Genomic DNA, 22,171 nt, shown 5'->3' with positions numbered 1-22,171 from the left:
TAGTTTATTTTTCCTTTAAAGGAATTTATTAGAATAGTGTAGAATAAATGAAGTTACAATAAAATTGCAAAAGAGGTTGGATAATATGAATATGTATTGTCAAAGTGCCTTTCACCAATTAGAAGTAGTCATTGCGTCTATTTCTGAAATAGCCGGACAATTAACCGAGGAAGAACTCGCTTTACGGCCGACTGAAGAAAAATATTCAATTGGAGAGCTGCTGGAACACCTTTCGATCATCCCGGCAGCTGATGGAAAAATTGCTGAGAGTGCATCTGAAGAAGAAATGAATGCCCTCTATCAATCCTATTCTTTACAATCAAAAGAAGAGATTCTCGAAAGGTTATTCGACCACTTTTCTCAACTAAAAACACAATATGAGAATTATACGGAGGAAGAGCTTCATACAGAAACCGTCTCATGGTGGGGAGTAACTTATACCCGGTATGAATGGCTTCTGCAAATCGTTGCGCATATGTATCATCATCGAGGACAGCTTCACGCCATGCTCGTCCATTCCTACCGTAAAGATCCCGAAATTCTATTATTTGAATAAAGTTAGATAAAATACCACCTCAGGTCATCCATATTCTGGATAACCTGAGGTGGTTTATTTTAGGATAAATAAGTAATCGGAATCTTTTCTTCTACGGCTTTTCCACCTTTATTGTAAACATAGTAGGCTTGCGCACTTCTTCTGGAACTAATTGCTTTATGTATTTCTGATTCCACAATATGAAGTGCTGCTCCATCATCCAGAGCGTAACCCGATTTTATTTCTTCATTTGTAATTAACTCTGTATAAGCCTTACGACGGTTGACTTCTCCGTCATAATGGGGACAGCAGCTTCCCTCAATAATCCCCAGACAATCAATAGGCCTTAGTTTGTCGCCAAAAGAGTCAGTCAATCCTTCTTGAAACCAGCAGATAGCCCCTGCACTCAAACCCGCCAGGACAGTTCCTTGTTCCCAGGCTTCTAGGATGATTTGTTCTAGGCCCCACTCTTTCCACAGCGCCAGCAGGTTTTTAGTCGAACCTCCGCCGACGTAAAGAATATCTTTGTCTAATACAAACTCCCTCAGTTTATGGGGAGGATTAAATAATGACAAATGACTTGGGTTACAATCCTCTTTCTCAAAGAAACGGTAAAACTTTTCAATATACTCATCTGCGTCTCCACTTGCAGTAGGAATAAAACAGATGGAAGGCTTACTCACTTCGGACTGTCGTAATATGTATTGATCAAGGCCAGGATTATCATCTTCCATAGAAAATCCTCCACCACCCATGGCAACGATTTGTCTCACTCCCGAACCTCCTTTAACATTTTCACCCACCTCAGGTCATCCAGTATTTGGATGACCTGAGGCGGGTAGATAATTACTTTCTTCGTTTGCTTTTTGGCTTGCCTAAGGATGTCTGAATATCTTCCTTGTAAGCGTATGAGAACAATAGCGACACTAAGATTCCTCCGCCAATCAGGTTACCTATACTTGCTGGTATGAGATTAAATAAAATGTATTCATACCATTCGTACTTATCCGAAGACAAGATGCCCATACTAAAGTATCCCATGTTGGCAGCACTGTGCTGGAAATTACCGGCAACAAATAAAACAACCGGGAGCATGGTTCCAAGGAATTTACCTGTAATATCACGAGCAGCAGTAGTGAGAAAGGCCGCCATCCCAATCAACCAGTTGGCTATAATACCTGAAACTAAGATTTCAAACCAGCCTTTAACTCCATGGTCCATAAATTTCATCTTCTTGTCCAAATACATCGAAAGCTCGGTGTAGAATGGATCTGATAATGACGCAGACATTTGAATAAGACCTGCTACCATAATTGCACCAAGTATATTCCCTATATAAGTAGATGCCCAGAACTTATAAATATTGGCTTTCATTAAGCCTGCTTTATTAAAAAGATAAGAGGGAAGCAGTACATTGATTTCTGTAAATAATACGGACCCTGAAATAAACACCATCGCATAACCAGCTGCAAACCCTAAACCGGAAAGCAAATGATATATCCCCTCTGTCTCCACGCCTATAGCAAGCAATACTGAAAATATTGCTCCAAATGTCATAAACGATCCTGCCGTGATCGCCAGTAAAAATTGGGCGCGAAATGGTTTATTTAAATGGTCGCGGCCTTTTTCCCCAAACTCATCTACGATTTGAGATGGAATATAAAACTGCCGGCCGGGCCGATCAATTTTTCCATTGGAAGAAGTATCTGTCTCCTTCGTTTCGTGTTCTTCTTCTATCATTTCTTCATTGTTAGCCACATGTATCCCTCCAATGATTCTGATATTCCCATTATCTCGTCCAAATAATCCTACTCCGAATAACTTTTATTATAGTAGTGCACATTAAGGCTACACCATAATTTTGCAAAGGAGTATGGATATGCCGAGAGATCAATTTTGCCTTGCTTGTGATGGAGAAGGTTTACTTATGGATGATGAAGAGTGGAGATATACTTGTAAGGTTTGTGGAGGAAGTGGCTTTAGACCTCAAGAGGGATCGGTTTATAATAGGGAACCTGCCGATGTGGATGTAATGAATCGATACCTGGATTAACTGAAAAAGCGCTGGTTAGTCCAGCGTTTTTTTATGTCTAAAGAAGCCTCATAAACTAAAAAAAGGGCAGGACTATACGCCCTGCCCCTCTTTCTCCAAATTTAATAACTCTCAATGCTGCTGTCCGTAGGTTTCTTTGATTTTCTAACGAGCGCCACAATACCCGCTATCAGGTATGCTACCCCGGCAAATATACCGAGCCCTACCGTTCCAAATGTCATAATAATCGCTGTCACAATTAAAATAATACCTGCTGCTTTTGGTTTCTTATCTCCTTTAAGAAAAACAATGGATAAAATCCCTAAAGCAATTGCCACTAGCGCGGCGATCATGACGACCAGTGTAAATGTGCCCATAGCATCAAGCATCTGATTTACATTAATCGTTCCACTGCCCTCCATTTCCTGTGAGGAATTCATAATATTCTCCAATTCCTGCCTGAACTGAGGGTTATCTTTATTACTTAAGAAAATACCGCTCAACAGAATAGGCAGACCATACAATACGATTCCAATTACAGTAAGTACGATTTCAGCTGTTCGTTTCATTTTTTTCTCTCCTTTATTTGGTTAATTGCTTGCCACATCTCTTTTCGTAAAGAAGACCCAGGCAAGTATAACAAAAATCACGTAGTACACGAATAACACGGCAGCAGAAAATCCTAGTGTTTGTTCATTGAACATAGGAGTGCCTTCCAGATACATGGTTAAATCCGTATTGGCAAATAGAATGTATTTTGCCCATTCCTTTTCCATTAAAAAGAGAACAATGGAGTTTCCTGCCATCATTAAGAAGATAGCCACCCCTATGGCCAAAGAACTATTTCTAAAGACCGCGGAGATCATAAAAGCGAAAGTTGCCATTAATAACAAGTTTACAGAACTAAGCAAATACATAGAAACAGTATGCTGAAAAATCGACGCTTCTTGAATCTCTCCTGCTTGTCTGAATAAATAAGTCTGTGAAATGCTGTCAATTCCAAAGAAAGCTGCCCCTACGATAAATGACAGAACATACAAACAGACTAGCATTGCCCCGGCGAACAAGAGCACAGAGACATATTTAGACAGCAGAATTTTGGTTCTGGAAATAGGTCTAATCAATAACAGCTTTATAGTTCCCCACTTAAACTCATTAGCTATCATGCCGGCGGCCACGATAATTGTAAACAAGCTGATAATTGATATTAAACTACGGTTGGTTTGCAGGAAATCCCAAACATCATATCCGGAAGGCTTAATATCGTTTTGGATACGGTATTCATTCATTTCAATATCTGTGTACCCTGGATATTTAATCTCCTCCCTTTCTTCACCAGGGTCTAGTGGCCCTTGCTGCTCCTCTTTCAGCTGAGTATTCTGTTCCTGCAGCTCCTGCTTCCAGTTCTCCCCTGTAGGGCCTTCTCCACTAATCATAGTATTATCAACTTTCATAAGTACACCGAACCCAATAACCAATACCCCGAGAATAATAAGCATAATCCAAGTGGCTATTTGGGAATAAAGCTTCATTTGTTCATTTCGTACTAGTTGTATAAAGTTATTCAATGGAATTCTCTCCTATCAAGTCCAGGAATTTGTCTTCTAACGTCGAACGATTGACGTTTACACTGTAGATATCTACTCCTTCTTTAACTAGTCCACTTATAATTCCTGGAATCTCTTCACGTGTACTGCTGAAGGTCACTGTATTACTATGCAGCTGAACAGGCGAGTCCAGCTTTTGCTTCAAAAATTCATGGACCCGATCGACTGGAGATGCTTCAAGTGAAACCTCCCTTGTATCTGTTTGCTGGAGAGCATCTTCCACGGACTGGATGGAAATTAATTCTCCATTTTTGATAATTCCAATCCGATCGCACATCATTTCCATCTCTGAGAGGATATGGCTGGAAACAATAACCGCTACGTCTTCTTCAGCAGCCATACGACGAATGTAAGCTCTAACTTCTCGAATTCCTGCAGGATCCAGACCATTAGTCGGTTCATCTAAAATCAGAATGGAAGGGCTATGTAAAAGTGCCTGCGCAATGCCGAGCCGCTGCCTCATCCCTAATGAATATTTACCTACTTTGTCCTTGATTCTGTTTTCCAGTCCAACCAGTCGAATAACTTCCTGTATTCGTTCCTCTTTAATTCCCGGAATCATACGGGAATAGTGCACTAAGTTTTTCCAACCGCTCATAAAAGGGTACATTTCCGGGTTTTCCACGATCCCGCCGACGTGGCGTATGGCTTTTTTAAAATCCTTATTGACACTGTGCCCCTGGATCATTACGTCTCCGTTCGTCATATCCATCAAACCAACCATCATTCGGATCGTGGTCGTTTTACCTGCTCCGTTAGGACCAAGGAAGCCAAATACTTCTCCGCTGTAAATTTCAAAATCCAGCCCTTTAATAATCTTTTTATTCTTTATCGTTTTACTGACGTTCTTCAACTGCATGACAGATTGAGACAAATAAATCCCTCCTTAATTATTCTCACTTTTCTACTACGTACGAAATAGACAAGTTGTTTCATATTTTTATAATTAATTACATAAACGCAAGGATATTTCCCGGGAAATTTCGAGGATTACTGCACCCTTACTATCTTTCTTTTTCCCATCATTCATATTTATACGGTTTTCGTTCTCAGAGTAGACATATTGCAAATATCCATCTCCACTTTCCTCCTTAACAATGGATGGAGTTTCTTATTTTTGATAAACTAGAAATTAACGGAGTATGGAGGGAGAATCGAAATGAAGATTGTATCAATTGAACCAACGCCCAGCCCAAACTCAATGAAAATCAATCTGAATGAGCACTTACCTGATGGTGAAACTCATAACTATAAGAAAGGGGACGATTTGGACAGCGCCCCGGATTTTATCAAAAGATTATTTGAGATTGAGGGGGTAAAAGGACTTTACCATGTGACGGACTTTATTGCTCTGGAGCGAAATGCAAAAATCTCGTGGGAACAGATACTGCCAGAAGTAAGAAAAACCCTTGGCTCATCTTCTGAAATTGAGGCACTCAATGAAAGTGAATCCTCAGACAATCAAGAGGACACATTTGGAGAAGTTAAAGTATATATACAAATGTTCCGTGGTATTCCCATTCAAGTAAAGCTTGAAGAAGGCGAAGAAGAGAAACGTGTCGGTCTTCCAGAAAGATTTATGGAGGCTGCAATGAAAGCTTCTCCAGCTTCCCCGAATATGATCATGGAACGTAAATGGGCAGAACAGAGCCCGCGTTTTGGTGACACTTCAGAGATTGGGGAGCAAGTTAAGGAAGAAATTTCGGCAAGTTATGATCAAGAACGACTCGACTCACTGGTTAAACAAGCGTTTGATCAGGAAGCGGATGATGTGGAAACGACGGATAAGAAGTCGAGGATTACACTTGAAACGTTGGATCATGACGATTGGAAAGTACGTTATGCCGCACTCGACCGTATGAACCCTACCGCCGAAGACTATGCCATTTTAGATAAGGCTTTGGATGACAGTAAAGCCTCCATTCGCAGGTTAGCTGCTGCCTATCTCGGTATGATAGAAGAAATGGAGACTCTTCCCTTCCTTTATAAAGCATTGAATGATAAGTCCGTTACAGTGAGACGGACAGCAGGGGATTGTATTTCAGACTTAGGGTTTAAAGAAGCTATGCCGCGAATGATTGATTCACTGGCTGATCCTAATAAAATTGTTCGCTGGCGTGCCGCTATGTTCTTATATGAACTGGGTGATGAATCCGCACTTCCTGCTTTAAGGAAAGCAGCAGATGATCCTGAGTTTGAAGTGAAAATGCAAATTAATATGGCCATAGAACGAATTGAAGGCGGCGAAGACGCCAAAGGGTCTGTGTGGCACCAAATGACCCAGGCCACTAAACAAAAACCAAACTAGGAGGATTATTTATGAATCCATATGAAGCATATATGAAAGAAATTTCCCAGCCAATGAGAGATGAATTAACCCATGCAGGCTTCACAGAATTAACGACTCCAGAAGAAGTAGATGAATTCATTGCATCAACAAAAGGAACATCGCTCGTTGTTATTAATTCTGTCTGTGGCTGTGCCGCAGGTCTCGCTCGTCCGGCCGCAAGAGAGTCTCTTACTAATGATTCTAAACCCGATCATTTAGTAACTGTATTTGCAGGCCAGGATCGTGAAGCAACCTCACGAATGAGAGAATATTTAGAAGGCTATGAGCCTTCATCTCCATCTATGGCTTTACTGAAAGATGGACAGGTCCTTCATTTCATCCCACGGGAAGAAATTGAAGATTATGAAGTAGAAGAGATTGTAGAGAACTTAACATCTTCTTATAATCAATACTGCTAATACGTAAAGGCGGCCCTTAGGAAGGCCGCCTTTTTTATGTGGATGTCACCGCAGGATTGCTTGAAGCCGAATTACTATTCTCCCCTTTAATGAACTTCATAACAATTATTATTAATAAAACCCCGGTTATGCCCGCACTAATATAACTGATATTTAATAACTCTTTCATGACAAGTGACATCACCGGCGGACCAGCGGCCACTCCTATAAATCTTGACGAACTATAAAAAGAGGTTATGGTCCCTCTTTCTTCCTTTTCAATTCCTTCAGTGATAAGGGCATCGAGGGTGGGAAGCATAGCTCCTATGGCAATGCCTAGGATACTCGTAACAATAAGAAGAAGAACCAGCTGCTTATTCACATAGCCTACAAAAATCACACTTGCAGAAATCCCGGCTAAGGACAGAAGAATGACTCTTTTCATCGTTTTTGTCTCCCCTTTTATTTTCTTTCCTGTTATAAAAGAAGCGATGCAAAGAAAAAATAACGGGATAGCCAAAACAAAACCTTTTTTTACGCCATCTATATCATGAACTTTTTCCAATATATCTGATAAAAAGAAAAGGACACCAAACAAGATAAGCATAGCGTAGATCCCTAATAAGAATACAGGATACAGCCATTTCCCTTCCTGTTTAAAAATTTTCTTTGTTTTTTTAAGAAATTCCTTTAACTTTTGAGGCTCTTCCTCTTCACCTTTGGGAACTTTAATGAAAAAGAAAACGAGCACAATGGATATTAGACTAAAGAAGGATATAGAAAAAAACGGTAAGAACCATAAGAAAGCAGCAAATGCTGCTCCAAGAATTGGACTTAGTACTTTACCAAATGTATTGGACGTTTCAATTAATCCTAGACAGGAACTGGTCTTCTCATCATCATCTTTGTATAAATCTCCTACGAGAGGGAGAATGATGGGGGTCGCTCCAGCTGCTCCCATGCCCTGGAGAACTCGTCCAATAATGATCCATAGAAAAGGATCACTCATTTTCCAAGAGGCAAATCCTGCTATAACTCCACCTATAAAAGCTAAAATTAGACTGGGTAATATCACGATTTTCCTTCCAAAACGATCTGATAAATAACCAGCGACAGGTATAAGAAAGATAGCAGCTAACGAATAACTGGTGATGATTGTACTGGATTGAAATGAAGTTATCCCCACCTTTTTTTCAAATATCGGAAGAACGGGTATTAACATTGAATTTCCAAGCGTCATTACTAGCGGAATGGATGCCATACTGATGAGGCACCATCGGCTGACTTTGTTCTCCATAAATACACCTCATTTAGATTCATACTTATAGGTTATCCAAACCAAAAGTAAATATTTGCACTTATGGATTTACTATATTTGTAAAAAATGAATAAAGAATGTTCATTAAAAGAGCTGTTCCTGTTGATAAAAAATGATCGTTTTCCTAAGGTTTAGATTCTGTACTTACACTAGCCGCTTGTGGCGCGATGGGGGAAACACAGAAGAACATTTTGAAACGGAAGGCAGTTCTGGAGAGGTTGAACCTGGAAAGGAGAATGGGTCTGACTCTGAGGAATAGTTAATTATAATGAGAATTTAAAAAGGAACACCCTATTCGAAGGTATTCCTTTCTTATTTCTCGGGATATCTTGGGACCGTTGCTTAAAATTTTTTGAGGGCGGCTACGGAAACAACTCGTCTTGTTACATCACCCCGGAGATATAACAGAAGCTAATTACTTAATATTCCATCGAGTTTTTGGCTGCTCTATTTTATTAAAGTTTTGTTCTAACTGAGAACCACAATTGGGGCAGATGACCGCTTGAGAAGGTATCGGCGTGCAGCAATAGGGACATTCTTTTTTTGTCATGGCATGCAACGGATGCTGATGAGGTTTTTTCCAGCGATTAATCTGCCTGACTACAAGAAATACGGCAAACAATATGATCATAAAACGTACAGCTGCTGTAAGGAACAGCCCATAATTGATGGTTACAGCACCAGCTTCTTTAGCCGCAGACAGAGTCGGATAGAATCCTCCGCTCAAATTAAAAAACATTTCTTCAAAATTCACTTTTGCATATAATAACCCTACGGGAGGAAGCAGGATGTCCGTAACGAGCGAATCAATAAAACCGCTGAATGCTGCCCCCAACACCATCCCTACACCCATGTCCACCGCACTGCCTCTAACTGTAAACTGGCGAAATTCATGGAATAGCCCCATCTTGTCCTCTCCCTTCGAAATTATCCTATGAGATATAAGGACAAACTATGAGCTATAAAAAAACCCGGGCAGAAGACGCCCGGGGTTGATTTATAAGATGGCTTTTTGACAAACATTAGGAACAGAGCCCAGCAAGTCATAGGTAAGGCAGACCGGCCGGTTCGTTCTTGGATCTTTGACGACTTCAGCATCGATTTGGAATACATCTTCCAGCACTTTTGGGTGGATTACTTCTTCTGGTGTTCCTTCCTTAATGATTCGCCCTTCTTTTAAAGCTACAATATAGTCGGCAAAGCGAGCAGCGTGGTTTAAATCATGGATGACCATTACAATCGTACGCCCCTCTTCGCGATTCAATTGTTCTAATAGTTTAAGAACTTCCAGTTGGTGAGCTAAGTCTAAGTAAGTCGTAGGCTCATCCAAAATGAGCAGTTCTGTCTCCTGAGCCAGGGCCATCGCAATCCAAACACGCTGGCGCTGTCCACCTGAAAGAGCATCAATTGGCCGATCTGCAAATTCCTCGGTGCCCGTAATGGAAAGAGCCCACAGAATCATTTTTCTATCATGATCATTTATCTTGCCAAAGGCTTTTTGATGAGGGAACCTGCCATAAGAAACTAATTCAGAAACAGTCAATCCGCTTGGTGCTTTCGGAGTTTGAGGAAGGACGCCCATTTTTTTGGCAATATTTCTAGTGGATTCTTTTTTAATTGCTTTGCCATCTAAATAAACGCTTCCTGAATTTACAGTGTGGATCCTGGCTAAAGCTTTCAGTATTGTGGATTTACCACATCCATTAGGACCTATAATGGTGGTTATTTGATTTTCGGGAATATCCAAGTCCAAGTCTTCCACTACATTATAGTCACCATAAGCGATACCGACTTTTTCAGTCATCAGCTTTGCCATGCAAAAATCCTCCCTCAAATCTATAAACAAACTTTCAATATCTATAATAGTTGCTAATAGTGAAAATCATTATCACTCACGATTATAAAGATTTTATAAAAAACAAGCAAGTTAATTAAAAGCAGTTCTAATGGACCATTCTCCTTTTTTAAGCTTGGATTATAATAAGATCATTCTTTTACATAAGGAGATATTCATGAAAACCCGTATGATACACTTGAATCCCCCTCAAACGCTGATCAGTATTTTTATCCTGTTTATTACTCTAGGCACATTTTTACTGAAGCTGCCCACTGCTACATACAATGGAATAACTTTCATTGATGCTCTGTTTACAGCAACCTCAGCTATGACGGTTACCGGGTTAGTCGTTATAGATACAGGTACAGCATTTACCTTGTTCGGGCAGGTTATCATTTTAGTTTTGATCCAGGTGGGCGGTTTGGGAATCATGACCTTTGCGGTACTGATTTACATGGTACTTGGTAAAAAGATTGGAATAAAGGAGCGGCTGTTAATTCAGCAGGCTTTAAATCAAACTTCCCTGGGCGGGGTTATCCGCCTGGTTCGTAAATTATTTATTTTTTCAATTTCCATTGAAACATTGGCTGTCATTTTTTTGTCTTTAAGATGGGTCCCGGAAATGGGGTTGACTAAAGGTATTTACGCAAGTATTTTTCATTCCATTTCCGCTTTCAACAATGCCGGTTTTTCTATCTGGTCCGACAGCCTCTCTGCTTATGCTGTGGACCCACTCGTTAATATTATCATTACACTGCTTTTTATCATTGGCGGAATCGGATTTACCGTCGTCTTTGACTTGTGGAAGAGTAAAGAATTTTATCACCTTTCTCTTCACACTAAAATAATGCTGGTCGGTACCTTATTTATAAACTTGGTTAGCTTGTTCATGATTTTTATTTTAGAATTCAATAATCCGGACACGATTGCAGACTTTTCTACCTTCGGGAAATTGCAAGCAGCATATTTTCAAGCAGTAACACCAAGGACTGCAGGATTTAATTCGATCGATATAAGTCAGATGGAAGAGTCTTCTCTTTTTTACATGCTGATTCTTATGTTTATCGGTGGAGGCAGTACCTCTACCGCTGGTGGTATCAAACTATCCACCGCTCTTATCATAGTCCTTGCTTCCATCACTTTTTTCAGGCAAAAAGAACATGTAACTCTGTACCGCAGAAGTTTCCACTTCCACCTGATCATGCGTGCTCTCGCTCTTACGGTTGGCAGTGTAGCTGTAGTATTTTTTGGGACTTTTGTCTTGAACCTCTCCGAAGATGCCCCTTTTTTAATGATACTGTTCGAAACAGTATCTGCCTTTGGCACTGTTGGTTTGTCTATGGGACTAACAGGTCATTTAACTCTAATCGGAAAATTAACACTTATTTTCATCATGCTCATAGGAAAGTTAGGACCCCTGACTTTTGCTTTTGCTTTTGCCCGTTACAAACCTGATCCGATCAAATATCCAAACGAAGACGTATTAACCGGTTAGCATATAAGCCCGCTTTCTATTTATAGAAAGCGGGCTTTTCCACTTGGCTGGAAAGAACAGCATATTCGGCTGCTATTTCTTTAAGACATTCGACGATTCCCTGTATATCCTCGCTTGTCTGATCGTGGCTAAAAGATAGACGGATAAAAGATTTCGCCTCTTCCTTGTTCAATCCTACAGCCGTAAGAATAGAAGGGAATCCTTCGCTCCCAACTTGACAGGCACTTCCTGTAGAAAATGCATAACCGCGACGATTGGCTTCAAGCATTACCCACTGACCTTCAAAACCATGGATACATAACCCAATGATCGGGACCGAATTCCCGGACTCGCCTACTACTTTGACCTGAGATCTTATATCTTTCAAAGCAGTTAAAAATTCACGCTTTAAAGCTTTAATTTTAGTCTGGCGTTCCTGAAGTTCTCGAATTGATTTTGCAGCAGCCGTTGTAAAAGCTGCGATCCCTGGGGTATTTACAGTGCCAGCTCGAACGCCGGCTTCATGAGTTCCATTGGGCAGCAATGGCTGGAAAGAAACAGATGGGCTTATGTACAAAGCCCCTGACCCTTTAGGTCCGTATATTTTATGACTAGAGAGTGAAAAGCTATCCAGGCAAGGTATAATTGAGTTTAACTCCACCTTGCCGAAGGATTGCACACAGTCGCTATGTAACCATGCCCCCCACTTATCACAAACCTCTCGAATTCTTCCTATAGGCTGTATTGTTCCAATGTCACTATTTACATGCTGAATACATACAAGCACGGTATCTTCGCGCATTAAATTTTCTAATTCGCTTACGTCAATGGTTCCATCCTTCGTTAATGGAACCCAGCTGACTTCATATCCATCTGCTTCCAATTTTTCTGCTGAATTTTTTACAGAAGAATGTTCGGCAGCAGAAGTAATCAGATGATTTCCTTTACCTGCTTTCATTAGACCTTCCATAGCAAGCAGATTACTTTCTGTACCTCCACTCGTAAAATAAATTCCTTCTTTATTAACTCCGAGAAGATTCGCAAGTGTTTTGCGGCAATGAGATAGCAGTACTTCTGCTTTTGTTCCCGAGTCGTGCAGACTGCGGGTGTTCCCATAGAATTCACGTGAAGCTTTGACATAAGCCTCGAGTGCTTCTTCATCGATGGGACAGGTAGCGGCATAGTCAAAATAGCTAGACATTCTTTTTACCCTCCTTTTTCCGTAAACCACTTGTCATAAGTTTAATTCTATGTAAATATAAGTGTCAATACACCTGTAAAAAACAGGAGGAAAGTTATGAAAAAAGCAGACGTTATTATTGTAGGAAGCGGCTTGGCCTCCTTACAGTTAGCCAGACACTTAAGCAAAGATTTAAATGTGATTGTTCTCACAAAGTCTTTTTTGAAACATAGCAATTCTACTTATGCTCAAGGAGGAATTGCAGCGGCAATCGGGCCTAGCGATACTCCTTATCTACACTATTTAGATACACTCGAAGCCGGATGTCACTTGAATCATCCACGGGCCGTAATGCGATTGGTGCAAGAAGCTCCCGCTCTCGTGGAGGAACTTATTAAGGATGGATGTCAGTTTGATACTGATGACACAGGGGCTCTTCTTCTTGGAAAAGAGGGGGCTCATAACCAAAGGCGAATCGTCCACGGAGGTGGAGACCAAACCGGAAAGCGGATTGTAGAGGGGCTAATTCAACACTTATCTTTTAATATATCTATTTATGAAAATCAATTTGTTTTCGAGCTGCTTATTGATGATCTTGGCCGATGTTATGGAGTTAAAAGCAAAGATCAAGAGAACTGTACCCATACCTTTTCAGCTCCCTATGTGGTTCTTTCAACTGGAGGCTGTGGTCAGATTTATTCATTCACCTCTAACGCAGACACAATTACCGGAGATGGCATGTCTTTAGCTTATATAGCCGGGGCAGAGCTTGCTGACATGGAGTTCATACAATTTCACCCGACCCTTTTATACTCGAACGGAGAAACGAAAGGACTAATTACAGAGGCCGTGAGAGGCGAAGGGGCTGTATTAATTAATGAAACGGGTGAAAGAATTATGGAACACGTCCACCCTCTTAAAGACTTAGCTCCAAGACATATAGTAGCGCAGAACATTTATGATTACTTAAGAAAAGGACAGAGCATTTATTTAGACATCACATCTATTAAAGATTTTCAGAAGAAATTCCCTACCGTTACTGTACTTTGTAAAGAGCACGGTATTGATTTAAGTAAAGGCCTAATCCCTGTAGCCCCAGGTGCCCACTTCGCGATGGGAGGTATCCAGACAGATTCTATTGGACGAACCACCGTCGAAGGACTTTATGCTCTCGGAGAAACAGCCTGTACCGGTGTTCACGGTGCTAATCGACTCGCCAGCAATTCATTGCTGGAAGCCCTCATTTTTGGGAAAAGATTGGCCGAGTACATTAACTGTAATTCTGGAAAGCATATCCCTATTCATAAAAATAAGAAAAACGCGATGCTCCTCTCCCCCACATTGCCTGAAAAGGAATTAATCCAGCATTTCATGATGGATCGGGTCGGAATTGTCCGCTCGGCTCAAGAATTGACCGAACAAATGGAATGGCTGGAATCATTCCAACTTGAGAAGTTTCATGAATCCAGGCTTGACTTGCTCACTGTCGAACAAATCACTCGCTTCTTTATGATGCAGACAGCCTGGATTGTAACTGCCTCTGCCTTGGAACGGGAGGAAAGCCGGGGAGGACATTATCGCAGTGATTTTCCTATTGAACGGGAAAACTGGCAGAAACAACAGATTACCCTACAAAGATCATTAGAAAGAAGGGCATTTAATGAACAGATTAAAAGTTAGGCGCCTGCTGGAAGATTTTTTTATAGAAGATATAGGGGATCGAGATGTAACCAGTGACTTCCTCTTTCCTCAAGATTTGGACGGTGAGCTTCACTTTATAAGCAAACAGTCCGGGATTTTTTGCGGCACGGAAATTATTCGAGAGGGTTACCAGCTGCTTGACCCGTCTATTGAAGTAGAAGTTAATGTTCAGGATGGCACAACCATTCATTCAAGTGAATCAATTGCAACTATCAAAGGGCCAATTGTGCATCTACTAAAAGGTGAACGGGTGATCCTCAATTTAATTCAACGAATGAGCGGAATTTCTACGCTTACAGCACAAGCCGTCGAAATCCTAAATCATAAAAAAACGAAAATTTGTGACACAAGAAAGACCACACCCGGGTTAAGAATGTTTGAAAAATACGCGGTCCAAATGGGAGGGGGCGTAAATCATAGATTTGGATTGTACGACGCCGTCATGTTAAAAGATAATCATATAGCTTTTGCTGGTTCCATTTTAAACGCCGTCGAAACAGTCAGAGCCAAGTTAGGTCATATGGTTAAAATTGAAGTGGAAACAGAAAATGAAGCTCAGGTTAAGGAAGCAGTCCTGGCGGGAGCCGACTGCATTATGTTTGATAACCGGACTCCAGAAGAAATCAGAACTTTAATTCAGCTCGTCCCTTCTGACATTACCACAGAAGCTTCAGGAGGAATTCACTTGAATAATTTAGCTGCTTACCGCGAATCGGGAGTCGATTATATATCTCTTGGAGCGCTTACCCATTCAGCCACTTCTCTCGATATTAGCGCAAATGTTTCGATTAAACAAAGGAGACCAAACTATGAATCTATTTGAAACGATGGAGCATTCCAGCCCCACTTTACCTGAGCGTTACAAAAATAAGAGCACGAAGGAATTAGAAACCATCATTTGGAATGTCAAAAAGACAATGGGCGCGCGCCTTTTTCTACCGGGGCATCACTATCAGAAAGACGAAGTCATCCAGTTTGCCGATGTACGAGGAGATTCTTTGAAACTGGCTCAACTCTCAGCAACTCAGCACGAAGCAGAAGCTATCGTTTTTTGCGGAGTACATTTCATGGCAGAAACCGCTGATATTTTAACTAGGGAAGACCAGCATGTGTACCTTCCTGACATGAGAGCCGGCTGTTCGATGGCAGATATGGCAAACCTCACGCAAACTGAAAAAGCGTGGAAGAAGCTCAAGACTAAGTTTAACGACACTATACTTCCCCTTACTTATGTCAATTCCACAGCTGCTATTAAAGCATTTGTAGGAAAACACGGAGGAGCGACAGTCACTTCCTCCAATGCAGCAGACATGATCGAATGGGCCTTATCTCAGAAAGAGCGTATTATGTTTTTACCGGATCAGCACTTGGGACGGAATACCGCCTACGACCTCGGCATCCCCCTCGAACAAATGGCCGTATGGGATCCTATACGAGAAGAGTTGCTTCACGAAGTACCTGTCGAAGAAGTGAAAGTGATTTTATGGAAAGGGCACTGTTCGGTTCATGAAAACTTTACCGTTTCAAACGTTAAGCAAGTACGTAAAGACTATCCTGATATGAACATCATTGTTCATCCCGAATGCAGCCGTGAAGTGGTCGCTTTATCCGATTATGCCGGATCAACAAACTATATTATCAGCCAGATCGAAAACGCTTCTCCTGGAAGTTCATGGGCTATTGGCACGGAAATGAATTTAGTGAAACGAATTATTCAAGAACATCCGGACCAGCATATTATTTCTTTAAACCCGCGGATGTGTCCTTGTCTTACAATGAATCGAATAGATCTCCCCCACCTCGCCTGGTCTTTGGAATCATTAGCCGAAGGGAAACCTCAAAATCTAATTAAAGTAGATTCTGACATTGCAGCCGATGCTAAAAAAGCACTGGAACGTATGCTGGCAAGGGCCTGATTTTTAAAAGAAATTTACAAGTACAATGAATAAAAGTCGACAACTAAAGAAAGGCACTTCAAACAAAGAAGCGCCTTTCTTTATGTATGATAGAATTAATTTTTAGTATAAAGCAAAATAGCAATAATCATAAGCGCCATGCCAGCTATTCTTTGACCATCGAGCGGGATCTGTTTCATACCAAGCCAGCCGAAGTGATCGATGAGTGAGCTTGCAATAAGCTGAGCCGATATTAGCGTAAAAATGGCAGCGCCTACTCCTATCCTTGGTACAGCTAAAACCATGGTCGAAACAAAGAAAGCTCCCAGCACACCACCAAGAAGCTGCCATTTCGGCACTTGAAATACGTTCATTATATTCCCTTTCCCGAAAAAGAGCATGACTAAAAATAAGACGACTGTCCCTACTAAAAAGGATGTAAATGCTCCTTCAAATACACCAATCTTCTGTCCGAGCCCCCCATTGACAGATGACTGGACGGCTACTCCAATTCCACCTATAAAAACCAGTAACATTAATAACCACTGCATAGCTTACTTCTCCCTCCATTCTCAAGCAAGATATAAGCTCAATTATTTCAAACTCTATGCAGGAGCTCAACTTATTGATTTCAAACGAATTTTCATTAAAAGGGATGTATAACTATACCAAATACTATAAACGGACATATCTTATTAGAGAATAACATTTGAAAGGAAGATTATAATAATGAGATGTGTACCACGCCCCACGCAAGATGTGTGTCAATTAGAAGATAGTGTTGATGGGTTTGAAGTTGAACTTATTGACCAGGAAAATTTAATTTACGAAATTAGAAATACAGGAGCCTCCTCCGCGTTAAGTAATTGGATTATCGAGCTTGATGCCTGTGAATTTGAAAACTGTCTTGTAAGTGAAGTATTCCCAATTGGAGACAGTCCCCCAGACATGTTCATGCAAGGGGTATGCCAATATCCTTCGCAAAATAATGAAATGTTCGCATGTCCTGAGGGAGATGCTCCTTGTGACGGAGTTATTACCGGTTTAAAGTTTGATGAACTTGACGATTTTGGAGAATTAAGTGAAGGTTTTGCTCAAAGATTTCAAATCATCCTTGGAAGTGATTTTGAGCTTGCTCCTGCTTGCTTTCAGCTGAAGTTTGGAAATGAAGGCAGATGTGGCCAAATTTGCGCCCCAGTATGTGTAGATGATGAATGTGAAGATGCCTGTGAGTGTGCCACTCCTTCGGTATTCCAATGCAGTATTGACTTACCTAGCTGTTTTTCTTTTGAAGGAACTGCAGATGATGTTATGGCTGGATTTTGTATTGGCGACGCAAACTGCGAATTAGTAGGTAACTGTGAAAAACTAGCAACTGTAATTGTTTGTGACCAAGAACTTGAGTGTTGCGTTAGGGTAAACGAGTGGTTACAAAGTGTAGATCTAGAAATTATCTTTAACGTACCTTTAACCCCTTCAGATGATGCATGTGGCGACACACCAATTGCAGCTTCGTGCCTTGTGGATGATACCTTCACTAAGCAATGCTTCACTTGTATTGACGACTTTACTCCTCCTTGTACACTTCCTACATGTGAGAACGTTGTAATTAACCCATCAGAAACGACAGTTGATACGGATTCAACTACTGGCCAGTCGACTCTTACGATACTTTTCACTGTCGACCTTCCAGATTGTTCCACACAAAATGGTTGAATTCCTTTAAAATAACTGGTCTTTTCAGTTACATTATTTAACTAGTAGAAGGGTGGGATACTGATTGAAGAGGCAGAAAAAAAAGGTCCATCATTATATGGAGCAAACCGCTAAAAAAAAGAATTGTAAATGCGCCAAAAAAACCCAGGTGAGTCAAATTACAAAAAGCCACACAGAAACGCCAGTTAGTGGAATAAAGCCAGAACCCTCTCTTTATGAAAATTTTAATGAAACAATCTTTTACAGGTGAAATGTTACTCCGTTAAACTAATAAATAAATTCAAAGTTTACAATTAATTTTTTAATCTTAGCGAAAAGAAATAGAGCATTCCTACATTAATATTTAGGTGTGCTCTTTACATTTATGTACATAACTTTATATTGTTATTAAAATATTTATCGTTTCACTCATACATTTCTCACTCTTAAGTCCCCAGGATTCCTTCCGTTTTGGTGCTCATTCATAAATTATTTAGAGAAGAGTTCGATTTATGTGTTTGAAACTTCCTGCGCAACAAGAGCGAGAACGTTATGGCCTTTAACAAGATTATACATCCAATTTTCTTAAGCATTTCTGCTCTTTCTGTCATCTCTTATAGTCGTAGCAGCAATTAAAATGAAACCCTACTCTTATATAATCGTAATCATTCTTATAAAGAAGGGAGATGAATAACTTATATGGTTGTAGTTAATTTATCCTTATTCTTTCTGATTTTTGCTCTCATTTTAGTTATCGGTAATTTAATAACGGTTAATTATAAAATTATTAATAGTAATCTTAAGCTTAGTCTAGTATTCGGCTGGGATACGATTCGTCTCCCCATTCAAGAAATAGACTCGATTTACGAGATCGATTGGGGCCATATTCCAAAGGGAGCTATTCAAATCAGTATGCCAGATAGAAGTTATTATGGATGGGTATTTAAAATGAAGACTGGCTGAAAATCATGAAATGGATATTTCAAGAGATTTTTTGTATTAGATTCTATTATTTATTCTTCATATTTAATCACATTTAAGGAAGCCTGAGCGATTTGCTCAGGCTTCCTTAATTACGATTGTACATATAATTTTTGTTCGAATTCATATACGGCCTCTTCAAATACGGCCAAGCCCTGATCAATTTGCTCTCTGGTAACGATAAGCGGTGGAATCATGCGGATAACTTCCTGGTGCTTCCCGCATAAGTAGAAGAGTACACCTTTTTCAAGAGAAGTGTCTAATATATTCATCATCCCAGCTCCGTCCGGATCCCCTGATTCAGGGTGGATAATTTCTATTCCAATCATGAGTCCTATCCCCCGTACCTCGCCGATGACTTCATGTCTCTCTCTTATTTCTTTTAACCTTCGTAAGGCGTATGCTCCGAGTTCTCTTGAATTATCTATTAGCTGTTCCTCTTCCATTACATCCAGGGTAGCAAGTGCTGCTGAACAGGCAATAGGGTTCCCCCCGAACGTGGTTCCGTGAGTCCCCATTGGCCATTTACTCATCAGTTCCTTAGAAGCAACCGTAGCACTTAGAGGCATGCCTGAAGCTATTCCTTTAGCGATCGCCATTATATCAGGGGTAACTTCAAATGTTTGAGCCGCAAACCACTCCCCAGTTCGTCCGAACCCTGTCTGGACCTCGTCAAAAATTAAAAGAATACCATGGCGGTCGCAAACTTCACGAACCTTTTGCAGCCAAGCTTTAGGAGGAATAATATAACCGCCTTCTCCAAGGACTGGCTCCACAATCATGCAGGCGACTTCTTCCGGCGTTACCTGATGATCAAATAACAATTCTACCTCTTTTTCGAGTTTTTCCGCACAGAACTTCCCTACATCTTGCCCCTCTGGACACCCTGAGCTGTCCGCGTAAGGCAGCTGATAAGTCAGTCCATTAGGCTGCAAAAATTTTCGATATTTACTTTTTGAGGTGCTGACTCCCAGCGCACCCAGCGATCTGCCGTGAAAACAGCCAGTAAAGGAAATCGTATAAGGGCGTTGAGTCGCATATTTAGCTAGTTTTAAAGCTCCCTCTATGGCCTCAGTACCGCTGTTTGCAAAAAAGAAGCAATCCAGGTTTCCAGGTAATTTCTCTTTTAATCGATCAGCAACTCTGAGAATAGAATCATACATAATCACTCCGGAAGGACCATGCATTAAGTTATCTGCACTATCCTTAATGGCCTGAACCACTTTCGGATGACGGTGACCGGTATTAGCTACAGCAATACCCGAGGTGAAATCCAAATATTTCTTACCATCTGTTCCGTAATAGTAACACCCCTCCTCCTTTTCAACCGGCAGATTCGGATGGTCTTTTGCCATACTCGGGGCTAGTAAATCAGACATGCTTCCATATAGACTTTCAAATGATGAATTCATCTATTTTTCCTCCTAAAAAATAAAGTGGGCAATGATAACGATAATTGGAAGTGTAATCACTGTTCGCTGCAAGAAAATAACAGCAAGTTCCCCTACTGAAATTGGTATCTTAGATTTAACCAGCAGTATTCCAATCTCAGACATGTAAATGAGCTGGGTTAATGAAATGGCGGCTATGACGAATCGTGTTAATTCACTCTCTATACCCGCTCCAATAACCGCCGGAAGGAACATATCAGCAAATCCAACGAGCATGGCCGGAGCGGCCTGAGCAGCTTCAGGTATTTGCATCCACTGAAGTACAGGTACAATCGGTAAGAAGAGGTAGTTAAAGAATGGTGTGAATTCAGCTATAATTAAAGCCACTGTTCCAAGTGCCATCACCAATGGAATCAATGCAAAATATATATCGAGAACCGTTTGTACTCCTTGCCTGGCTACATATTTAACGCCCTTAACTTCTGAAGCTTTGCTGAGAGCTTTATTTAACCCCCATTGAAAATTGGACATTCCTTCAGGCGTATCTTCTGAGATTCTCATGCCTGTACCCTCATAATAAGTATCCGCTTTCTTTGATAATGGCGGGATTCTTGGACAAATGAAAGCAGCAACCAGCCCCGCTATCACTACCGTTAAATAGAAAGGTACAAAAAACTCTTCTAAACCTATGAAGCTGATCACCACTAAACTAAAAGCAATCGAGTTAATTGAAAAGTTCGTTGCAATAGTGGCTGCTTCACGCTTTGTATAATAACCTTCTTCATATTGTTTGGTTGTAATTAAGACACCTACGGTTCCTGCTCCCATCCAGGAAGCTAAAGCGTCAATAGAAGAACGTCCCGGGAGCTTAAATACTGGTCTCATGACTTTACGAAGCATGGTTCCGATAAAATCCATTAATCCAAACTCCATTAATAAAGGCATTAATATACCTGCAAAAAGAAACCACGCGGCGAGCACAGGCACGAGAGAATAAAGCATAGTGCCACCGGTAACATCAGAAATGATAAACGCTGGTCCAATGGAAAAAAGAGTCATCAGAGCAAATATGGCTCCAATCATTCTAGTAACCATCCAAAATGTGTTCACATAGAATAGTTGTTTTATGAACGGTCTATCTATAATAAATTTTGGTTTCAAAGTTTTTGCTATCACTGGAAGGATAGCCGAAATCACTAGAATTCCTGTCATTAAACTTGGGAGAATCGGCTCCAGATTTGCCTGTACAGCTTCTGCCATAATTCCGACACCAATTGTAATTTTTCCGTCGTAAGGAATAGGGAATAAAAACAATAACACTCCTAATAGAGAGGGAGCTATAAACCAAAAATAATTTCGACCGGACTGCCGCTTCCCGTTTCCCTGTTGATCGTTCCATTCCTCCAATTGAAAACTTTCATTTTGCTTAACCTCCATCGCTTCCACTCCTTAAAAAGTTTTTTAACAACCCTAATCGCTAAAGTCTTTTATGACTTTCTGTTTCCTTAATAAGCGCCGTGTTGATTTTCACTAAGCTCCCGATTTTGGAAGACTTGTTTTCGAGATAAGTGGGTTCGTTGCCTAAGAAAGAGCTCAGCTCAAAGGATGTTCGACTAAGTGCGCCACATCGTGTGGTAACGTCGAACGCCCCTGCGTTGTGCTAGGCCACGGAAAACGAGTCAGCCCCGCAGGACCTTTAATACAAACCAATATCTCGAAACTGAGTCTTACAGAATACGCCCCTGTAGTTGAAGATCACTGTAATGAAAAATCAATAACTGCGTTTAACAAAACCAAA

At 40.8% G+C, this 22,171-nt stretch carries 22 protein-coding genes; 10 read left to right on the top strand and 12 right to left on the bottom strand.

What is annotated here, in order from left to right:
• Positions 1-85: 85 nt before the first annotated feature.
• Positions 86-556 carry a DinB family protein gene (locus BMZ06_RS13880; RefSeq protein WP_089752728.1) on the top strand — a complete coding sequence of 157 codons (471 nt, stop codon included), beginning with the start codon at positions 86-88 and terminating at the stop codon, positions 554-556.
• Between the two features lie 59 nt (positions 557-615).
• Here BMZ06_RS13880 and BMZ06_RS13875 read toward each other — a convergent pair whose 3' ends face one another.
• Together BMZ06_RS13875 and BMZ06_RS13870 are read right to left on the bottom strand one after the other, a co-directional pair.
• Positions 616-1,308, bottom strand: a complete 693-nt coding sequence (locus BMZ06_RS13875; RefSeq protein WP_089752725.1) for a Type 1 glutamine amidotransferase-like domain-containing protein — start codon at positions 1,306-1,308, stop codon at positions 616-618.
• A gap of 73 nt (positions 1,309-1,381) precedes the next feature.
• Positions 1,382-2,293, bottom strand: a complete 912-nt coding sequence (locus tag BMZ06_RS13870) for a formate/nitrite transporter family protein (RefSeq protein WP_089752722.1) — start codon at positions 2,291-2,293, stop codon at positions 1,382-1,384.
• A 121-nt stretch (positions 2,294-2,414) separates the two neighbouring features.
• Here BMZ06_RS13870 and BMZ06_RS13865 point away from each other — a divergent pair, with 121 nt between their 5' ends.
• On the top strand, positions 2,415-2,588 hold the full coding sequence (locus BMZ06_RS13865; protein WP_175477891.1) for a hypothetical protein: 174 nt from the start codon (positions 2,415-2,417) through the stop codon (positions 2,586-2,588).
• 101 nt (positions 2,589-2,689) lie between these two features.
• Here the strand turns inward: BMZ06_RS13865 and BMZ06_RS13860 are convergent, their stop codons facing one another.
• From BMZ06_RS13860 to BMZ06_RS13850, 3 genes are read right to left on the bottom strand one after another with little or no spacing between them, the layout of a single operon-like run.
• Complete coding sequence (locus BMZ06_RS13860; protein ID WP_089752719.1) at positions 2,690-3,136, bottom strand: DUF4064 domain-containing protein; 447 nt, start codon at positions 3,134-3,136, stop codon at positions 2,690-2,692.
• A gap of 21 nt (positions 3,137-3,157) precedes the next feature.
• Positions 3,158-4,135, bottom strand: coding sequence for an ABC transporter permease (locus BMZ06_RS13855; RefSeq protein ID WP_089752717.1), 978 nt, complete (start codon positions 4,133-4,135; stop codon positions 3,158-3,160).
• Positions 4,128-5,048, bottom strand: a complete 921-nt coding sequence (locus BMZ06_RS13850) for an ABC transporter ATP-binding protein (protein ID WP_089752716.1) — start codon at positions 5,046-5,048, stop codon at positions 4,128-4,130. Before BMZ06_RS13850 ends, BMZ06_RS13855 begins: the two co-directional genes overlap by 8 nt.
• A gap of 285 nt (positions 5,049-5,333) precedes the next feature.
• On the opposite strand from BMZ06_RS13850, the gene BMZ06_RS13845 reads away from it, so the two are divergent.
• Together BMZ06_RS13845 and BMZ06_RS13840 are read left to right on the top strand one after the other, a co-directional pair.
• Positions 5,334-6,482 carry a conserved virulence factor C family protein gene (locus BMZ06_RS13845; RefSeq protein ID WP_089752714.1) on the top strand — a complete coding sequence of 383 codons (1,149 nt, stop codon included), beginning with the start codon at positions 5,334-5,336 and terminating at the stop codon, positions 6,480-6,482.
• A gap of 11 nt (positions 6,483-6,493) precedes the next feature.
• The gene (locus tag BMZ06_RS13840) at positions 6,494-6,922 is read left to right on the top strand and encodes a BrxA/BrxB family bacilliredoxin (RefSeq protein WP_089752712.1); all 429 of its coding nucleotides are present in this window, start codon (positions 6,494-6,496) and stop codon (positions 6,920-6,922) included.
• A gap of 34 nt (positions 6,923-6,956) precedes the next feature.
• Here the strand turns inward: BMZ06_RS13840 and BMZ06_RS13835 are convergent, their stop codons facing one another.
• The 3 genes from BMZ06_RS13835 to BMZ06_RS13825 all read right to left on the bottom strand — a co-directional run bounded on the left by BMZ06_RS13835 (position 6,957) and on the right by BMZ06_RS13825 (position 10,035).
• Positions 6,957-8,198 (bottom strand): MFS transporter, encoded by a 1,242-nt coding sequence (locus BMZ06_RS13835; protein WP_089752709.1) that lies wholly within the window; start codon positions 8,196-8,198, stop codon positions 6,957-6,959.
• 436 nt (positions 8,199-8,634) lie between these two features.
• Entirely contained in the window at positions 8,635-9,126 is a 492-nt protein-coding gene (gene mscL, locus BMZ06_RS13830; protein ID WP_089752706.1) for a large conductance mechanosensitive channel protein MscL, read from the bottom strand.
• Between the two features lie 90 nt (positions 9,127-9,216).
• On the bottom strand, positions 9,217-10,035 hold the full coding sequence (locus tag BMZ06_RS13825) for an ABC transporter ATP-binding protein (protein ID WP_089752704.1): 819 nt from the start codon (positions 10,033-10,035) through the stop codon (positions 9,217-9,219).
• 196 nt (positions 10,036-10,231) lie between these two features.
• Here BMZ06_RS13825 and BMZ06_RS13820 point away from each other — a divergent pair, with 196 nt between their 5' ends.
• Positions 10,232-11,551 (top strand): TrkH family potassium uptake protein, encoded by a 1,320-nt coding sequence (locus tag BMZ06_RS13820; RefSeq protein ID WP_089752702.1) that lies wholly within the window; start codon positions 10,232-10,234, stop codon positions 11,549-11,551.
• Positions 11,552-11,567: 16 nt separating this feature from the next.
• Here BMZ06_RS13820 and BMZ06_RS13815 read toward each other — a convergent pair whose 3' ends face one another.
• Entirely contained in the window at positions 11,568-12,731 is a 1,164-nt protein-coding gene (locus tag BMZ06_RS13815; protein ID WP_089752700.1) for an IscS subfamily cysteine desulfurase, read from the bottom strand.
• 96 nt (positions 12,732-12,827) lie between these two features.
• Here BMZ06_RS13815 and nadB point away from each other — a divergent pair, with 96 nt between their 5' ends.
• Genes nadB through nadA form a run of 3 tightly spaced genes read left to right on the top strand, consistent with a single transcriptional unit; the run spans position 12,828 to position 16,327 of the window.
• Positions 12,828-14,390, top strand: a complete 1,563-nt coding sequence (gene nadB / locus BMZ06_RS13810; protein WP_089752698.1) for an L-aspartate oxidase — start codon at positions 12,828-12,830, stop codon at positions 14,388-14,390.
• Positions 14,371-15,234, top strand: a complete 864-nt coding sequence (gene nadC, locus BMZ06_RS13805) for a carboxylating nicotinate-nucleotide diphosphorylase (RefSeq protein WP_089752696.1) — start codon at positions 14,371-14,373, stop codon at positions 15,232-15,234. Before nadB ends, nadC begins: the two co-directional genes overlap by 20 nt.
• Positions 15,221-16,327, top strand: a complete 1,107-nt coding sequence (gene nadA, locus BMZ06_RS13800; protein ID WP_089752694.1) for a quinolinate synthase NadA — start codon at positions 15,221-15,223, stop codon at positions 16,325-16,327. Before nadC ends, nadA begins: the two co-directional genes overlap by 14 nt.
• 95 nt (positions 16,328-16,422) lie before the next feature.
• On the opposite strand, the gene BMZ06_RS13795 is transcribed toward nadA, so the two are convergent.
• The gene (locus BMZ06_RS13795; RefSeq protein WP_089752692.1) at positions 16,423-16,857 is read right to left on the bottom strand and encodes a DMT family transporter; all 435 of its coding nucleotides are present in this window, start codon (positions 16,855-16,857) and stop codon (positions 16,423-16,425) included.
• A 178-nt stretch (positions 16,858-17,035) separates the two neighbouring features.
• Here BMZ06_RS13795 and BMZ06_RS13790 point away from each other — a divergent pair, with 178 nt between their 5' ends.
• A complete protein-coding gene (locus tag BMZ06_RS13790; protein ID WP_089752689.1) occupies positions 17,036-18,022 on the top strand; it encodes a hypothetical protein in 987 nt (328 codons plus the stop codon).
• Between the two features lie 678 nt (positions 18,023-18,700).
• Entirely contained in the window at positions 18,701-18,964 is a 264-nt protein-coding gene (locus BMZ06_RS13780; protein WP_089752685.1) for a hypothetical protein, read from the top strand.
• Between the two features lie 110 nt (positions 18,965-19,074).
• Here the strand turns inward: BMZ06_RS13780 and BMZ06_RS13775 are convergent, their stop codons facing one another.
• The gene (locus BMZ06_RS13775; protein WP_089752683.1) at positions 19,075-20,394 is read right to left on the bottom strand and encodes an aspartate aminotransferase family protein; all 1,320 of its coding nucleotides are present in this window, start codon (positions 20,392-20,394) and stop codon (positions 19,075-19,077) included.
• A 12-nt stretch (positions 20,395-20,406) separates the two neighbouring features.
• On the bottom strand, positions 20,407-21,810 hold the full coding sequence (locus BMZ06_RS13770; protein ID WP_089752681.1) for a YjiH family protein: 1,404 nt from the start codon (positions 21,808-21,810) through the stop codon (positions 20,407-20,409).
• Between the last annotated feature and the right edge of the window lie 361 nt (positions 21,811-22,171).

Origin of the sequence: Halobacillus alkaliphilus (assembly GCF_900113125.1) — a bacterium.
Lineage (GTDB): Bacteria > Bacillota > Bacilli > Bacillales > Halobacillaceae > Halobacillus > Halobacillus alkaliphilus.
The sequence above is the reverse complement of the archived record's forward strand: the minus strand, read 5'-3'. Positions and strand labels throughout refer to the sequence as shown.

Coding starts and splice junctions, on each gene's coding strand:
- BMZ06_RS13820 (WP_089752702.1), top strand. CDS start 10,232: ATGAAAACCCGTATGATACACTTGAATCCCCCTCAAACGCTGATCAGT.
- BMZ06_RS13825 (WP_089752704.1), bottom strand. CDS start 10,035: ATGGCAAAGCTGATGACTGAAAAAGTCGGTATCGCTTATGGTGACTAT.
- BMZ06_RS13865 (WP_175477891.1), top strand. CDS start 2,415: ATGCCGAGAGATCAATTTTGCCTTGCTTGTGATGGAGAAGGTTTACTT.
- BMZ06_RS13845 (WP_089752714.1), top strand. CDS start 5,334: ATGAAGATTGTATCAATTGAACCAACGCCCAGCCCAAACTCAATGAAA.
- nadC (WP_089752696.1), top strand. CDS start 14,371: ATGAACAGATTAAAAGTTAGGCGCCTGCTGGAAGATTTTTTTATAGAA.
- mscL (WP_089752706.1), bottom strand. CDS start 9,126: ATGGGGCTATTCCATGAATTTCGCCAGTTTACAGTTAGAGGCAGTGCG.
- BMZ06_RS13860 (WP_089752719.1), bottom strand. CDS start 3,136: ATGAAACGAACAGCTGAAATCGTACTTACTGTAATTGGAATCGTATTG.
- BMZ06_RS13770 (WP_089752681.1), bottom strand. CDS start 21,810: ATGGAGGTTAAGCAAAATGAAAGTTTTCAATTGGAGGAATGGAACGAT.
- BMZ06_RS13815 (WP_089752700.1), bottom strand. CDS start 12,731: ATGTCTAGCTATTTTGACTATGCCGCTACCTGTCCCATCGATGAAGAA.
- BMZ06_RS13880 (WP_089752728.1), top strand. CDS start 86: ATGAATATGTATTGTCAAAGTGCCTTTCACCAATTAGAAGTAGTCATT.
- BMZ06_RS13795 (WP_089752692.1), bottom strand. CDS start 16,857: ATGCAGTGGTTATTAATGTTACTGGTTTTTATAGGTGGAATTGGAGTA.
- BMZ06_RS13775 (WP_089752683.1), bottom strand. CDS start 20,394: ATGAATTCATCATTTGAAAGTCTATATGGAAGCATGTCTGATTTACTA.
- BMZ06_RS13780 (WP_089752685.1), top strand. CDS start 18,701: ATGGTTGTAGTTAATTTATCCTTATTCTTTCTGATTTTTGCTCTCATT.
- BMZ06_RS13790 (WP_089752689.1), top strand. CDS start 17,036: ATGAGATGTGTACCACGCCCCACGCAAGATGTGTGTCAATTAGAAGAT.
- BMZ06_RS13835 (WP_089752709.1), bottom strand. CDS start 8,198: ATGGAGAACAAAGTCAGCCGATGGTGCCTCATCAGTATGGCATCCATT.
- BMZ06_RS13840 (WP_089752712.1), top strand. CDS start 6,494: ATGAATCCATATGAAGCATATATGAAAGAAATTTCCCAGCCAATGAGA.
- nadA (WP_089752694.1), top strand. CDS start 15,221: ATGAATCTATTTGAAACGATGGAGCATTCCAGCCCCACTTTACCTGAG.
- nadB (WP_089752698.1), top strand. CDS start 12,828: ATGAAAAAAGCAGACGTTATTATTGTAGGAAGCGGCTTGGCCTCCTTA.